The sequence below is a fragment of the Pseudoalteromonas sp. Isolate6 genome, from assembly GCF_022398435.1.
Classification (GTDB): Bacteria; Pseudomonadota; Gammaproteobacteria; order Enterobacterales; family Alteromonadaceae; genus Pseudoalteromonas; species Pseudoalteromonas galatheae.
Map to the genome: position 1 here is coordinate 1 of NZ_JAKEVK010000108.1, position 15,374 is coordinate 15,374.

Genomic DNA, 15,374 nt, shown 5'->3' on the forward strand with positions numbered 1-15,374 from the left:
CATATAGTTACACAACACTAAACAATATCAATTTATTGACACTGTTTTTATATACAGCACTATGCTAGAGTTTTTGAAAGCCAAATGTGATGCCGTAATGAGTAGTTGGCGTAGTAAATCATTTAGCTTATTCACATTCATAATTAGATAGAAGAGAGCCAACAATGACAATACGATGCGGCTGGGTGGACGAAAGTAAACCTGATTATGTTGAATATCATGATAAGGAATGGGGAAGGCCCGTACTGGACGACCAGAGTTTGTTTGAGTTTATTACATTGGAATCTGCGCAAGCTGGCCTAAGCTGGTATACCATCTTGAAAAAACGTGAAGGCTATAGAAAAGCATTCCACAATTTTGATGTACACAAAGTGAGCCAGATGACAGAGCAAGATGTGGAACGGTTATTAGCATTTGACGGAATTATCAGAAACCGCGCAAAAATCGCAGCAACAATAAATAACGCTAAGCGATTTATTGAAATTCAGCAAGAGTTTGGCAGCTTTGCAAGATACCAGTGGCAATTTGTTAATTACAAGCCTGTTATCAACCCCATGCGTGACAAACACGATGCCGTTGCCACCAGTGAACTCAGCGACAAATTTGCCAAAGACTTAAAAAAACGTGGATTTAAGTTTTTAGGCTCAACGACCGTGTATGCACATATGCAAGCATGCGGCATGGTTAACGACCATGCCGATAACTGTTTTTGCAAACAAACCATTATTGCCAGTTATCAAGACTTTGATTTTACTCGACCTTAAACAATAAAACACAAGGCCGCATGTTAAGCGGCCTTGCTGAGTTGATTAGGTAGTAATCGATGAACTATCAATCACGGTTGAGATTATACTTTTTCATCTTCTCAACTAATGTTGTACGGCGAACACCCAATATTTCTGCAGCTCTTGCAACCACATAATCGTAGCGCTCTAAAGCTTGAGTGATCAAATCAATTTCAAGCTCTGCCAAATATTCTTTTAACTCTATCCCTTCCTCTGGCAGTATGCCAACATTCGATGCTTGCGGCGCAAAATCTTCCGCTACCATGTCCTCTTCGTCGTCACTAAAGCCATCGCTAAATAGTTCATTAAACGCATCTTTTTCTAATAGTTCTTCTGGATACTCAGGCTCAAACGCTTCGACTTCTATGTAGCGGTATTTTTGTGGTAAATCCGTCACATCGACAACCTTGTCCGGGAACATAATCACCATTCGTTCCACAAGGTTTGCAAGCTCTCGAATATTCCCAGGCCAAGCGTGCGACTTTAAGCTATCTACGGCTCTATCAGTAAACTTAACCGAATTGCCCGTTTGTTCATTTACTCTACGTGTTAACTCTTTTAGCAGTAGCGCAATATCTTCCGCGCGCTCGTTTAGGGAGGGGTTTTCAATCGGGAATACATTGAGTCTATAAAATAAGTCTTCGCGAAACTTGCCGTCTTCAATCATGGTTTCAAGATTACGGTGAGTCGCCGCAATCACACGAACATCCGCCTGAATAGGCTTTGTGCCCCCTACTCGTTCATAGGTACGTTCTTGCAAAACTCGTAACAATTTCACCTGCATTTGCAGTGGCATATCACCGATTTCATCGAGAAAAAGCGTCCCTCCTTGCGCCAGTTCAAAGCGCCCTTTTCTGGCTGAAATCGCGCCAGTAAACGCGCCTTTTTCATGACCAAAAAGCTCGCTTTCTAACAGCTCACCAGGGATAGCACCACAGTTGACAGGCACAAATGGTCCTTGAGCACGTTTAGACAATAAGTGCACGTTACGTGCAACCACTTCCTTACCAGTTCCCGATTCACCCAAAATAAGGACATTGGCGTCGGTTTTAGCCACTTGAGAAATCAAGAAGCGAACGTTTTTAACCGCTTCGGTTTCCCCAACTAAACCATCAAAACTCTTATTTTGCAGCTTGTTTTCTTTGTTTGGTAGCATACGTAAGTATTGCTGGCAGTCATGTAGTAATTGCATTGTCACTTCTTGCCCGAAGGGTTCTGTGATGAGTCCTATCACATTCGGTAATGCAAGTAGCGGCCTGAGTGTTTCACCTATTAACAGAAACGGGACGGCGGGATGAGATTTTATTAACGTCTCGTGTGTTAAGCTTTGCAAAGCGCCTAACACAAAAATTGGTTCTTGGTTGTTATCAAGGATCTTGGCTTCATAACACTCTTCAGCCAGCACTTCATTTGCTTGACCGACAAAACTAAGTGCCGCACCTAATCCGATCGCTCTTTTGTTGTTGTTATCTAAGATCAAGACCATTGCTTGAGAACCAATCTACTTAAAATTTTTTCAATAGTTAGATTGTAAGAGAGATTAAGGGGGATGCAATACCTAAGTGGCAACTTTTTGACATTAACGCCAAAAAATCGCCACTAGAGCTGTTCTATATCAATACTTTGGTATTAATTTATAATAAACCTAGTACCGATGATGCAGACTGGTTAGCTTGACCACGCAAAGCAATTGACGCTTGCGACAAAATATCGTTGGCAACTTGCTCGCTCACCGCTTGCGCGTAATCTGTGTCTTGAATTCGACTTTGGCTCGCCGCAATGTTCTCACGTTGGTTACTTGCAGAGCGAATTGTACTAGATACCGCATTTTCAAATGCGCCAAGCTCAGCACGTTGGCTGTTTAAATCCTCAGAGACTGTGTCTGCCGTATCAATGGCAGCTTGTGCGCCCGCTTGCGTCGATATGTCTACACTCAATATTGCACTGGCAAAGCCACCATCAGTCTGCTGAAGCGACTGGGTCGTGTTAGCATCGGGGCCTACCTGAAAACTACGAGACTCACCGTCAAAAATTTGTGCGCCGCCAAATGTAGTATTTTCAAACGTTTCGCTGATTTGCGTTTGCAACTGCGATACTTCCTCTTGCAATGCCTGACGATCACTATCTGTCAACGCCCCATTACCGGATTGAATCGATAATTCTCTAATTCGGGAAACCGCATCATTCACACCCGATAATGCCGAGTCAGCAGTTTGCGAATACGAGATACCATCATATGCGTTACGAATAGATTGACTATAGCCATCTTGTTGAGACGTCAAACGATTAATGATCTGCAAAGCCGCTGCATCGTCCGCAGCAGAATTAACCTTCTTACCAGAAGCCAGCTGTTGATTGAGTTTATTGGCAGTCTGCTCCGTGCGATTAAAAAAAGCAGTACTTTGTGATTGGATTTTCATATATACCCCCATTCACTATCATTAGGTTTAATCTACGCTATTGTGAGCAAAAAGTCACCATAGCCGTTAAATTTCCTGCAATGACTGGCATAAATACTGCAAAACGCATAGAAGTGATATAAAGTATTGAGTAGAAGCTAATTTATTGTATCGGTGAGATATCTAGAGCAGTTTCGATACTCGATACTGTAAAGTTTTGATTGCACCTGTAGGTGGACACCCTATGTTTGATAATAAAACCATTTTAATAACCGGCGGCACAGGCTCTTTTGGCAAAAAATATGTAAAAACTTTGCTCGAGAGATACAAGCCTAAAAAAATCATTATCTTTTCTCGAGATGAGTTGAAACAGTTTGAGATGCAACAAGAGTTTAATCAACGCTGCATGCGATACTTTATCGGCGATGTACGAGATAAAGATAGGCTACGAAGAGCAATGCAGGGCGTCAACTACGTCATTCATGCCGCTGCGTTGAAACAAGTTCCTGCTGCTGAATATAATCCTATGGAGTGTATTAAAACCAATATTAATGGGGCTGAAAATGTGATTGAAGCCGCTTTAGATAATGATGTAGAAAAAGTAATCGCACTTTCTACAGATAAAGCTGCTAATCCAATTAATTTATACGGTGCTACGAAACTCGCATCAGATAAACTTTTCGTCGCTGCGAATAATATTGCAGGTGGACATAAAACTCTTTTTTCCGTTGTCCGTTATGGCAATGTTGTCTGCTCCAGAGGCTCTGTAGTTCCTGTCTTTCAAAAGTTCATTGATGAAGGTAAAGATCACATTCCTATCACACACCCTGAAATGACCCGTTTTTGGATAAGCTTGCAGCAAGGGGTTGACTTTGTACTGAAGAATTTTGAACGGATGCTAGGTGGTGAAATCTTCGTTCCAAAGATACCTTCCATAAAGATTACGGATTTGGCGACCGCAATGGCCCCCAACTTACCACAGAAAATTATTGGTATACGTCCAGGCGAAAAACTTCACGAAGTAATGTGTCCTGCAGACTTATGCTTTGATACTTTTGAATATGACGATCATTTCGTTATCGCTCCGGGTATAAAGTTTAGTAGTCGAAGTAACGACTTTACGATCAACGCAATTGGCGAAAAAGGCCACCCTGTTAGTACTAACTTCGAATTTAACTCTCTCGATAACCCTGATTATATGTCTGTTGAAGAAATATTGGCATTTAACATTGAGGCAATTAAATGATCCCATATGGCAGACAAGATATTAATCAAGATGATATAGATGCTGTCATTGAAGTTCTAAAGTCAGACTGGCTAACCCAAGGCCCTAAAGTTCAAGATTTTGAGTTAAAAGTTGCGCAACACTGCAATGTTGAACATGCTATCGCATGTAATAGTGCTACTTCAGCTTTGCACATAGCGTGCTTAGCGTTAGAAATCGGTCCAGATGATATCGTTTGGACTTCACCAGTCTCATTTGTAGCAAGTAGTAACTGTGCCCTATATTGCGGTGCAAGCATCGACTTTGTTGATATAGACACCCAAACGGGTAATATGTCGATTCAAGCTTTAACAAAAAAACTTGAGCAATCAAGATCTGAAAATAAATTGCCCAAAGCTATCATTCCAGTGCACCTTGCAGGTCAGCCTTGCGATATGTATGAAATTGCTGAACTGTCGAAAAAATATGGATTTAAAGTAATAGAGGATGCCTCCCACGCTATCGGTGCGAATTACAAAGGGGAACCTGTAGGAAACTGCAAATACAGTGATATTTGCGTATTTAGCTTTCATCCAGTAAAGATTATCACAAGTGCTGAAGGAGGCATGCTTACAACTAAGCATCGACAACTAGCACACAGAGCTAAGTCATTTAGAAGCCACGGTATTACCTCTGATCCAAAGGAATTAGTCCAGCAAAGTCACGGTCCTTGGTATTATGAACAGCAATCTTTAGGCTTTAATTATCGACTGACAGATATACAAGCTGCTCTCGGTCTAAGTCAAATGTCGCGCCTAGAAGATTTTGTCACTCGGCGAAACCAGTTGGCTGAGATTTACAATGATAATTTGCCTAAACAGTTTTGCCATTTAACTCGGCTATCTAATCGTCGCTCCTCTTATCACCTTTATATCGTGCTGCTACCTGAAGGCTTGGACCAAAAATACGTGGTCACACATTTACGCGATAAGGGAGTGTTTGCACACGTCCATTATATCCCGATTCATTTACAGCCGTTTTACCAATCTCTCGGATTTAAAAAAGGTGATTTTCCCAATGCGGAAGCGTACTACCAACGTGCCATTACTTTGCCTCTACACCCTAATTTGACAACACAAGATATTGCTTATATCTCATCCATATTATCGGAGCTATTATGAAGTTAGCACTAGGTACCGTTCAATTTGGTTTAGATTATGGAGTGAGTAATTTTGATGGCAGACCGGGCACAGCGGAAGTGGCTCAAATTCTAGAGATTGCTGAAAAAAATAATATCAACTTGATTGATACTGCTATCGGTTACGGCAATAGTCATAACGTCCTAAACGATCATCATGTAGCCAAACGTGATTTCAATCTGATCACGAAACTTCCTCCGCTCAACAAAGCTTACTTCGAAAAGTCGGATGTAGACCATTACCTGCAATATATTGAAAGTGCTTTTGAGGAACTCGGCGCCGACTCTTTATACGGCGTGTTATTTCACCAAAGTGCAGATCTCCTAAAGCCTGGAGTAGAAGCAATCTGGCAAAGACTAACAGCCCTCCAAAGTGAAAAAAAAATTTCAAAGCTAGGTGTATCAATGTATGCCAATGCTGACTGTAAACAGCTCTTATCACTTTATCAGCTTGATCTCGTTCAACTGCCATACAATGTATTAGATAGATACTTTGAACAGGCTGGGTGGTTAGCTCAATTCCGACAACGAGGAATTGAAGTTCATGCTCGAAGCATATTTCTACAGGGGTTGCTTTTGATGGAATCTGACAAAGTACCGCCTTACTTCAAGCCTTGGATAAGCAACCTTGAACAGATTTCAAAACTCGCAGAGACCTTCAATACCTCCAAGTTAGCTATTAGCCTCGCTTATGTATTACAACAAAAAGCGATAGATCACTGTGTTGTTGGAGTAAATAAAGCTCGAGAGCTTACTGACATACTATCAGCTTTTGAGAATGCAATTCATATAGCTTCAAGTGACTTGCCAGATTTGAGTGTGGATGATTTAGCGTTAACCAACCCCGCATTGTGGCCATAACGAATAGGAATTAAAATGCAAATGAAGACAAACCAGTCCCCACTAAAGCTTGCGTTCATCGGTGGTGGCAATAATTCAGCTGTCGGTTATGTACACTTTGCAGCCACTCAACTCGACAACAAATTCACCGTTGTTGCTGGTGCTTTCTCACGAGATATGGAACAAAACATTGCAACATCAAATCGCTGGGGTATATCAGAGCAACGCACTTATCGTTGCTGGAAAGAGCTTATAAAAAAAGAGAAAAGTAACGTAGATGCATTTGTTGTATTGACACCTACCCCGCACCATATCGAAGTTCTCACAGCTTTGTTGGAGCAAGATATACCCGTAATTTGCGAAAAATCATTAGTTTGCGGCCCACTTGAAATAGCAACTCTCGAGAAAACTTATAACGCCAGTAAGCACTTTTTAGCAGTAACCTACAACTATTCAGGTTACGCCATGATCAGAGAGCTAAAGCACCTGATTAAGCACGATAAGCTGGGAACCATACAAAAAGTTCATTTAGAGATGCCTCAAGAGGGTTTTCGTAGACCTCCAGATATTGCGGGGAAAGCTTCTAGCCCTCAAACTTGGCGCTTACACGACAGCGAAGTTCCAACAATTTGTTTGGATTTAGGCGTTCATTTACATCACTTGTCCACCTACTTGCTTGACATTGAACCAAACGAAACCATAGCAGAATTTGCGAATCACTCACAGTACCCAAATTTAGTAGATGATGTACATATGCTATTAAAATATCCATGTAATATTAAAGGCAGCATGTGGATGTCCAAGACAGCAATAGGACATAGGAATGGCTTAAAAGTGCGCATTTATGGTGAAAAAGGGAGTGCGTTTTGGTATCAACTCAACCCAGATGAACTTGAACTCAACTATAATGACGGCCGCAGAGAAATTTTGGACCGCGCAGGACAATGTGAATACGCAGGTCAATTTAGGTATAACCGTATGAAGCCAGGCCACCCTACCGGGTTTGTCGAAGCATTCGCTAACCTATACGCAGATATACACCACGAGCTATGCCTATACTTGGAAGGTGAAAAGAAAAGCAATGACTACGTATTTGGTCTAGAGCAAGCTAAAGCAGGTTTGTGCCTATTTAAAGCCGCCAAAGAATCTGTACATTCTGGTACTTGGGAAAAAATAGCGAATTAACATCGTTTCAATAGACCTTATTTATTCCCTAATCAATTTTAGGGAATAAATTTTCAACCAATTGCATCAGACAGTTCGCTCTTGAGTTCTGAATTAGCCAAGCTTTGTAACTACTTTTACCTCCGGTTTAGCTCTTCATACCACCAAAATAAAAATCACTTCCGGGATATCCCTTCCTTGTATAAGGTGTTGTTAAACCTATCTTTTGTAGTTCACCTTGTGCTGAATATAATTGTGCTTTTACATCGTGTAGCCGCAAAGTGCAATTGACCTTCTCAGCTTGCCCACTGTCCAGATTAGATAATAAGCTTGTTAATCAAACGGCTGTCAGGCAAGCCTAGTTGCTTAAATTCTCTATATATCGGAGCATAGTACTGAACCGCTGCGATAAACACCGGTGTCTGGGTTTTTGTCAGCACATCTGGTGCATAAACCGGTTTACCCATAAACGTGGTTCCAATTTTATTGGGGTCTGGATCAACAAAGTAAGCTAACTCGACTCTTTTGAAGTAGTTGCTATGCTCTAATAACAAGCGTGCTGTTTCTCCAGCCCCCCAAAGAGCAACAGGCACTTTGGAGTCCGCTAACGCGACGATATCATTCAGCCCAGCCAGCTCCAATTTATCCGCTAACAACGCCTCTTCATCAACGCTTAACTCTCCGATACGCATGAGTATCAAGTCGTCTAAATAAACCACGTGTGCGCCAAGCTGCTTTAATGATTTATATAGACGCACAATAAGCACCAAATCATCGCTGCTAATACGCTCTTCTTTAAAATCAAAACTTATCTGAAAATTACAAGCTTTCAGCTGATATCGATCAATTAGCTCGGCAAACGCACGAATTTCCGCTTGAAACTTATTTCCATCCGTGAATATGTATTTAATCGTAACGGCTTCGGCATTAGCACTGGAGTATTTTACAAGGTTTTCCATCACCTTATGTAAGCTGTTTTTACCCCGGATCTTGACAAACGTTTCTTCAGTCCCCGCATCTATACTCGTAAATATGCTAACTTTCTTAGCGAGCAGTAGCTCATAGATCGCTTTATTAAACACTACCGCATTAGTTATAACCCGGTTGCTTGATAGCGGTAATCGCTCCGTCGTCTGCAAAAGTAATTTAGAAAAATGCTTATCAGAGGTAGGTTCCCCTCCCCCCCAAATGCAAAGCGCTTTTTCACTCAGCCGTTGCTCATCTAATAATGCTTTTTGCAAAGCCAGTACGTCGTAAGCTGGCTTTTCTCCACCGTAGTAAGTATCGCTACAGTAGCTACATTTCAAGTTACATACTGAGTGATGCTCATACGATACCTTTGTAATTTTACTAGATTCAATCGCCCCCCACTGTTTAAACTCTAGATAAGGGCAACCATCGCAACCTGTCGGCTCACCCATATTGATATCTGCAAATAGCTTTTTCTTTGCATCCATTATCGTTTTTACTAGATTTTCGGATTGCTCTAGCTGCTCACTATTAACAATAGTTACGTCGCCACGCATTTCGTTGTCGACAAAGAAACGCTTACAACAAGTACGAATTTCTTTTGGTGCAAGAAACGCGGAATGATGTAAGTCTATACAACTCCACTTTTTCCCTTCGTTTTCTTCTAGGAATTCATCTATTACTTCACTTCGAGGCTGCGCTGCGGTTTCATGCGTCATCATGGTATTAAGAAAGTGTTTTACTAACAAACTGTAATAGGTTTTGTCCAATGGTAGGCTATCAATAGGCACAGAAAAATCGTTAAGTTGTTTAAACGTATATTCATAGAGAGGCTCTCTAAGCTCCTTACTTGGCGCTTTTAAGAATATTTTCCGGATGCAAGTAGCAACCAACCCAATAACACCGGTTAAGAAAGCAGTATGCAGGCTCTGGTTCTTTGAAACTGATTTGAGGAGTGTGTGGATCACTGCATAAGAACGATAAAACCCTTTGATGTGAGACATGCTAACCGAATTCACTATTGAACCAGGTCGTGGGGTTTTTAAATAGATAACTTCATCCAGTAATTTTACTTCCCTTGCATGCCAGTACACTAAAAAGGTAAAGTCAATATCTTCATGGAAGCCACCAGCAAAGGACACCTGATGCTCTATCAATAATTGACGCTTGATCATCAAGTAAATTGCCGAATGATCCATTCTAAATTTTACGTATTTTTCTAACAACAACGCTTTTTCATTTGTAAATTCAGGTTTATCAAACCGACCTTCAAAGTGAAATGTCTCATTGTTAACTTTATCTTTTTTATATCGCCAGTCAAAAGCCACCACATCACAATTAACAGCTTCGAAATCAACAAATTGTATCAACTGCTTTAACGCTAGATCAGTCAATGCGTCATCACTGTCAACAAATAAAATCCACTCCCCTTTAGCATGCTCTATACCCAAATTACGCGCAACTCCCGGACCACTATTAGTTTCAGTCTGGAGCACATGTACAGCTTGATTGCGCTTCGCAAAAGCTGATAACAACGCAAAAGTATCATCCGTTGAGCAATCATCAATTACGATGATCTCAGCGAAATCTTCTAATTGAGTCACCAAACTTGCAAGGCAAGCTTGAATATACTCAGCGCTGTTGTAAGTTGGTACTATTAGTGAAATCTTCATGCTATTACTCTCTAAAGTGCTTGTCGACCTGACTAGCTGTATGTCTCTTTGACTTGCTGTCGGAGTACTTTTCCCATCGCATTTCGGGCTAAATTGTCACACTTTTCAATAATCCGAGGCTGTTGATAATCGGTCAATTCAGCGAAGCATAATTTACGTAACGCTCGCTCAAGGCTCTCTTCTTGTTGTACATTCGCCTGCTCGTAGACTACTTTAATGACTTCTCCTAAAGTAGGATCGGCAACGCCAAAAGCAACGCAATCAGTAACTAAGGGGTGGCGCTTTATTACCTCTTCAATATCTTGTGGGTAAATATTGATGCCACCACTTGATATTACCTCTTTTTTGCGACCCACATAAAATAGAAAACCTTCCTTATTCAGGTAGCCCAAATCGCCTGTGTAAAAATAACCTGTATCATCATATGCAGCTTTTGTGGCCTCTAACTGTTTCAAATAACCTGAAAATTGAGTTGTAGTTTTACAGGCAATTTCTCCGACGACTCCGATTTCAACAGGCTTTCGGTGGCCGTCACAGATCTTTACATCCACAAATGGGAGAGGTTTACCTACACTGCCCTGATTTCCATTTTCATCATCAATACAAAAGTCCGTTACTACCCCCACTTCAGATGCACCATAGCATTCATGAAACTCGCAGCTAAGTAACTTTAATAACTTCGCTTTCGTAACTGTATTTAAAACAGCTGATGAAGACACAAGTATTCGGACGGAGGAAATGTCTTTGTTTTCGACACTTTGGGCAACTAACCCCTCAAGCTGTGAAGAGACCGCAAACAAGAAGCTTACTTGATACTGCTCGATAGCATCTAGCCAGCTTTGCAGCTGAAACTTAGGTAAAATCACAGTTGTGGCACCGAGCATTAACGGCATTAACACCCCCCGTTGGGCAAGGGAATGATAAAGCGGTGTTGCGACCAAAATGACATCATCTGACGTTAATTGATAGTAATTTATCGTTGCTGAAAACGCGCGTTCAATTTTACACTTTTGACTTAACACGATTGGTTTTGGTGAACCTGTTGAGCCTGACGTCATAGTCAAAATAAAGTCCAACTCAGGCGCTGCATTCGAGTATTCTTCGTCATGTTCTACACCGGTGAGAATATCTTCCCAACAACGTTCACCGAGAACACTTTCACCTAAAGTTATAACCTCATCTTCTCTCACAACCGCACTTTCTAATAAAGTACGACTAACAGTAGGCCAACAAATGGCCATACTTACAGGAGTCTTCTTCAGCGCTATTTCTAACGCAGCTCCCTTTAAGGTTATTGGCAACGGTACGACAGCTAAACCCAATTTCGCAGCAGCTAGTAATACAACAGGGTATTCAATGCCATTGGGTGCAAATAATGCAATTCTTTGCCCTGGTGTTAGGCCCTGATCCTTAAAAAAACGACTTAAAATTAAGACTTGATTAAATAACGAGCTATAGGTAACTTCCGTTCCGGAAAATACTATTGCCACCTTATCTGGCGACTTTTCCACATTTCGATGAAAAAGGTGGTATATATTATCCATGCTCGTTCTCTCTAGTTAACATTACATAATTAAACTTTTTAGGATCAGCTGACGGGAAAATTGATTGTGTAACCTGAAAATGAGGACTATCGACCTCAATAGCTTTAAAGCCATTATGCTGATTCAGCAAATTAACAAATTTATTGTCTTTATGGATTACCGCAAGCCAAATACCATCAGGATATTCTTCCTCACAGAGTTTTAGCTGCCAGTTTAATGCCAACTGGACATACGCAAAATTAACCTGCTCAAGGGCTGAAAACCAGCCGCCATATAAGTATGTTTGTCCGTTTTGCTCTAGTGATTGGTGCCAAATATAGATGAGAGGATTGCCATCTAATTCAACGACAAAGTTTTCACGTTGATTTTGATGCCACCACTTGTAGTGACCAAGTGTCGGGATAGCTTCCGTGATAGTCATTCTGACGTTATTATGTTGACTATTGCGGGCGTGTAAATAGCGATTAATATCAAAAAAATCTACCATCCTGACGGTTAAATCTGCTGCTATAGGTAGATATTCACGTTTACAAAGTGGCTGTACTTCCGCTTCAGACTGTGTCTGTTGTGATAATAAATAGTTTGAAACTCTAGCAGCTCCCCGGCCATCGACGCAAACTTTACTGTGGTTTCTGCACTTAGCTAGCTTGTCTGAATTATCAAGTAATATATTAATCAATTCAACAACTTCCAACGGATCACTAGATGAAAATTCAGGCAGGTGCAAACAGTGTCCTAAATCATCCAACCAGCTCTGATTGTGCTCTTGATTTTTAGCCATACTAAATGTAAGTGCAGGTGTTTTTGTTGCAGCAAGTTCATACAACGAAGTACCCAAAGCACCAACAAACAACTGTGCTCTAATAAAGCTTGAGTACAAACTTTCTGGACTTCTGTTTATTTCAACTTGTGGATAAATATGCTGCAACGCTATTATCGAGTCATAGTTTGTTGCAGATGGTCCTAGGACAATTTCTATTGGCTGACTTGGCCTAAGCTCACACACTAATTCAATTATAGGAGTCAATACCTCCCAATCCCCCCCACCACCGAGGGAAAATAGCAGATGAGAACGTTCTATATCTGCGCGCGAACTGTCGTGATATACACTTTCAAGTAAAGCATATTTAGGTCCCAAAAGCGTTTCACAGTCATGAGATATCAAATGATGATAATAAGCTTCGGTTTGATCTCCTCGCCATCTAATATCTATTAATGTATTGGCTAAATGTTCACGACCCAAATCATCTATTACAACAAGTTTAAATCGATCTTGAATTTGGCTTTCCCACTCTTTACCTAATAGATAAGAGTCAACAACGATAGCTTCAGCACCTACTTGGTAAGCGATAGATAAAGTTTGTTGGGCATCATCATATTCACTCGTCCCATGAGTAATTAGGGTGACGCTGTAGTTGATACCACCGATATAGTCACTCAGACAGTCATTTTCATCTAAAATAAAATGACTACCACAGCCCCGAACACTAAGCTCCTTAGCCAAATTCAAGCATCGTTTTAAGTGGCCAATTCCTTGAGTGCTGTTAACACGAAAAACAAACATCAAGACCTCAAGATCACATCAATGAGGCCACCCACTGTCGCTGAGCCTGGTCTCAACATTTGCTCAGGTGTTAGACGAACCCCAAAGTCGGTTTCGATCTGCATTACCATTGATAACATTTCAAATGAGTCTAATAACCCGGATTCCATAAAATTAAAACTTTGTAGCTGTTCACTCTTAACCGCTACACCACGAGCTAATAGAAAGGTATGAAAAAATTCAAGTAACTGAGTTTCGCTAGGCATTAACAAAAATCCTCCCATTTAAGCTGAGTACCTGCAGGTAAAGACTTATTTACTCGTCGCCCGATAAGCGATGGCAAGTGCTTTGGTTGAATTTCGCCTCCACCTGGGCGCATTTGTCGCAAATGCATATCAGACAGCGTTTCACCCGATTTAACGTCCTTAATAAGGTAAACACAACGGCGTTTTTGACAAGGAGTATCAGGGTAATGTACTCGCCCCATCGCTTTCTCGATCTGTCTTACACCATGTACAAGATTTTGTAATTCTTCTGGTGTCATTGAGAAAAAGCTATCTGCAGTTTGATCATTTTTATCCATTACAAAGTGCTTTTCGATAACACATCCACCCACAGCAACCGACGCTAAAGGCACATCGTTCCCTAGAGTATGATCTGACAAACCAATAGGAACCGAAAAAGCTTCTCGCATGTGTGGTATTGTTCTTAGATTAATACTATCAGCAGGTGCCGGATAAGTACTGGTACACTTTAACAGACATAATTCAGTAACACCGGCATCTTTTGCTACTTTTACTGCGTCTGCAATTTCAGGCAGAGTCGCACCGCCAGTAGACATAATCATAGGCTTGCCGGTTGCGGCAACATCACGAATAAGTTGATGATCAATCAGCTCTGGAGACGCAATTTTGTATGCCGGCGCATCAAGTTGTTCTAATAAATCAACAGCTGATTTATCGAATGGTGAAGAAAAGCAAGTAATCCCTATTTTTTTAGCTAATTCAAAAAGTTCAGCATGAAACTCCCAAGGCATATACGCATGTTGATAAAGATCGTATAAATACTGCCCTTTCCACGGCCCATCTTTAATAAAAAAATGTGGTAAATCACACTTCATTGTAAGCGTGTCGGCACTATATGTTTGTAATTTAATTGCATCGGCACCCGCTTCCTTTGCCGCATAAACCAACTCTTTGGCTCGACTTAAGCTTTGCCCATGGTTTGCTGACATCTCAGCAATAATATAATTCGGGTGTTGATGTCCGACTAGACGCCCATCTATTTTAAGCTCTTGTTTAAACATATTTATCCAACTTTTACTTGCTCAACATGTTTATTTATGTCGAGTACTTCTGGGTGCGCTTTTAATTTTCTCTTCAGTTCAGGAAAACTAAATTCAGTCTTATTATCGAAGAGCTGAAAAACTTTCTGTATTGCTAGATAGTCATCTGGTTCGTCTAAAGTCAAACGCCAATGAGATAAATCCTCATGATAACTATAATCAGCGACCTTCAAATTTTTCACTATATACTGTGTCAGGTGCTCTCTCTCAAAATCTCGGCTAGCACTGGTATGTGCTTGTGCTAGCGCTGCGAATGTAAATACCTCGGTGTCAAGGCCATTTGGAAATCCACAATGAGGACCCGCGCATACATAATCAAAATTGTTGCGGATATTAAAGAAATGAGAGACGACCTTAGCGGTTTCATAGGCATCAATCAAAGGGCAATCACTAGTACAGCGAACAAGTACTGTATCTGGTTTCGCGTTAACTAACTCTGCTGCTAAGTAATACCTGCTCAGCACATCGTGAGTATCCCCCTCAACAAATTTTACCCCCAAAGACTTGCACAGTTCGGTAATTGGGGTTTGGGAGCCATCATTAGTTGTTGCTACAATAATTTTGTCTTTGAAAGGGGATAAGCGCTCAATCATAACCTGAAGCACTGGACGTCCACACAAAGGCAACATCACTTTTTTAGGCAAGCGAGTTGATGTCATGCGCGCCTGAATAATAATATGAAAGTCCTTATTTTTTAAGCTTTCATAAAT

Annotated in this window: 13 protein-coding genes; 5 read left to right on the forward strand and 8 right to left on the reverse strand. The window is 41.0% G+C overall.

The annotated features are described in order from the left end of the window. The first annotated feature begins 164 nt into the window (after positions 1–164). On the forward strand, positions 165–764 hold the full coding sequence (locus L1D50_RS14495; RefSeq protein WP_128727883.1) for a DNA-3-methyladenine glycosylase I: 600 nt from the start codon (positions 165–167) through the stop codon (positions 762–764). Positions 765–831: 67 nt separating this feature from the next. Here L1D50_RS14495 and L1D50_RS14500 read toward each other — a convergent pair whose 3' ends face one another. Both L1D50_RS14500 and L1D50_RS14505 read right to left on the reverse strand, forming a co-directional pair. Then, the gene (locus tag L1D50_RS14500) at positions 832–2,271 is read right to left on the reverse strand and encodes a sigma-54 dependent transcriptional regulator (protein ID WP_128727884.1); all 1,440 of its coding nucleotides are present in this window, start codon (positions 2,269–2,271) and stop codon (positions 832–834) included. A gap of 148 nt (positions 2,272–2,419) precedes the next feature. After that, complete coding sequence (locus L1D50_RS14505) at positions 2,420–3,205, reverse strand: flagellin (protein ID WP_128727885.1); 786 nt, start codon at positions 3,203–3,205, stop codon at positions 2,420–2,422. Between the two features lie 223 nt (positions 3,206–3,428). Between L1D50_RS14505 and pseB the strand changes: the two genes are divergently transcribed. The 4 genes from pseB to L1D50_RS14525 are packed head-to-tail and all read left to right on the forward strand — an operon-like array spanning position 3,429 to position 7,611. After that, positions 3,429–4,430: a UDP-N-acetylglucosamine 4,6-dehydratase (inverting) gene (pseB, locus tag L1D50_RS14510; RefSeq protein WP_039492537.1), complete on the forward strand. Its 1,002-nt coding sequence runs from the start codon at positions 3,429–3,431 to the stop codon at positions 4,428–4,430. Then, on the forward strand, positions 4,427–5,569 hold the full coding sequence (pseC, locus tag L1D50_RS14515) for a UDP-4-amino-4,6-dideoxy-N-acetyl-beta-L-altrosamine transaminase (protein ID WP_138521941.1): 1,143 nt from the start codon (positions 4,427–4,429) through the stop codon (positions 5,567–5,569). The genes pseB and pseC overlap by 4 nt, the downstream gene beginning before the upstream one ends. After that, positions 5,566–6,447: an aldo/keto reductase gene (locus tag L1D50_RS14520; protein ID WP_138521939.1), complete on the forward strand. Its 882-nt coding sequence runs from the start codon at positions 5,566–5,568 to the stop codon at positions 6,445–6,447. The genes pseC and L1D50_RS14520 overlap by 4 nt, the downstream gene beginning before the upstream one ends. A gap of 15 nt (positions 6,448–6,462) precedes the next feature. Continuing rightward, entirely contained in the window at positions 6,463–7,611 is a 1,149-nt protein-coding gene (locus L1D50_RS14525; RefSeq protein ID WP_235956524.1) for a Gfo/Idh/MocA family oxidoreductase, read from the forward strand. A 296-nt stretch (positions 7,612–7,907) separates the two neighbouring features. On the opposite strand, the gene L1D50_RS14530 is transcribed toward L1D50_RS14525, so the two are convergent. The 6 genes from L1D50_RS14530 to L1D50_RS14555 all read right to left on the reverse strand — a co-directional run. After that, the gene (locus L1D50_RS14530) at positions 7,908–10,232 is read right to left on the reverse strand and encodes a glycosyltransferase (protein WP_239966282.1); all 2,325 of its coding nucleotides are present in this window, start codon (positions 10,230–10,232) and stop codon (positions 7,908–7,910) included. Positions 10,233–10,264: 32 nt separating this feature from the next. Beyond that, the gene (locus L1D50_RS14535; protein WP_239966283.1) at positions 10,265–11,776 is read right to left on the reverse strand and encodes a class I adenylate-forming enzyme family protein; all 1,512 of its coding nucleotides are present in this window, start codon (positions 11,774–11,776) and stop codon (positions 10,265–10,267) included. Continuing rightward, positions 11,769–13,340 carry a UDP-2,4-diacetamido-2,4,6-trideoxy-beta-L-altropyranose hydrolase gene (gene pseG, locus L1D50_RS14540; protein WP_128727891.1) on the reverse strand — a complete coding sequence of 524 codons (1,572 nt, stop codon included), beginning with the start codon at positions 13,338–13,340 and terminating at the stop codon, positions 11,769–11,771. The genes L1D50_RS14535 and pseG overlap by 8 nt, the downstream gene beginning before the upstream one ends. Continuing rightward, positions 13,340–13,585, reverse strand: a complete 246-nt coding sequence (locus tag L1D50_RS14545) for a phosphopantetheine-binding protein (RefSeq protein WP_161568698.1) — start codon at positions 13,583–13,585, stop codon at positions 13,340–13,342. The genes pseG and L1D50_RS14545 overlap by 1 nt, the downstream gene beginning before the upstream one ends. Continuing rightward, on the reverse strand, positions 13,585–14,625 hold the full coding sequence (pseI, locus tag L1D50_RS14550) for a pseudaminic acid synthase (protein ID WP_138521933.1): 1,041 nt from the start codon (positions 14,623–14,625) through the stop codon (positions 13,585–13,587). Before pseI ends, L1D50_RS14545 begins: the two co-directional genes overlap by 1 nt. Positions 14,626–14,627: 2 nt before the next feature. After that, on the reverse strand, positions 14,628–15,374 hold a 747-nt coding region (locus L1D50_RS14555; protein ID WP_275660203.1), incomplete at its 5' end, for a glycosyltransferase family protein.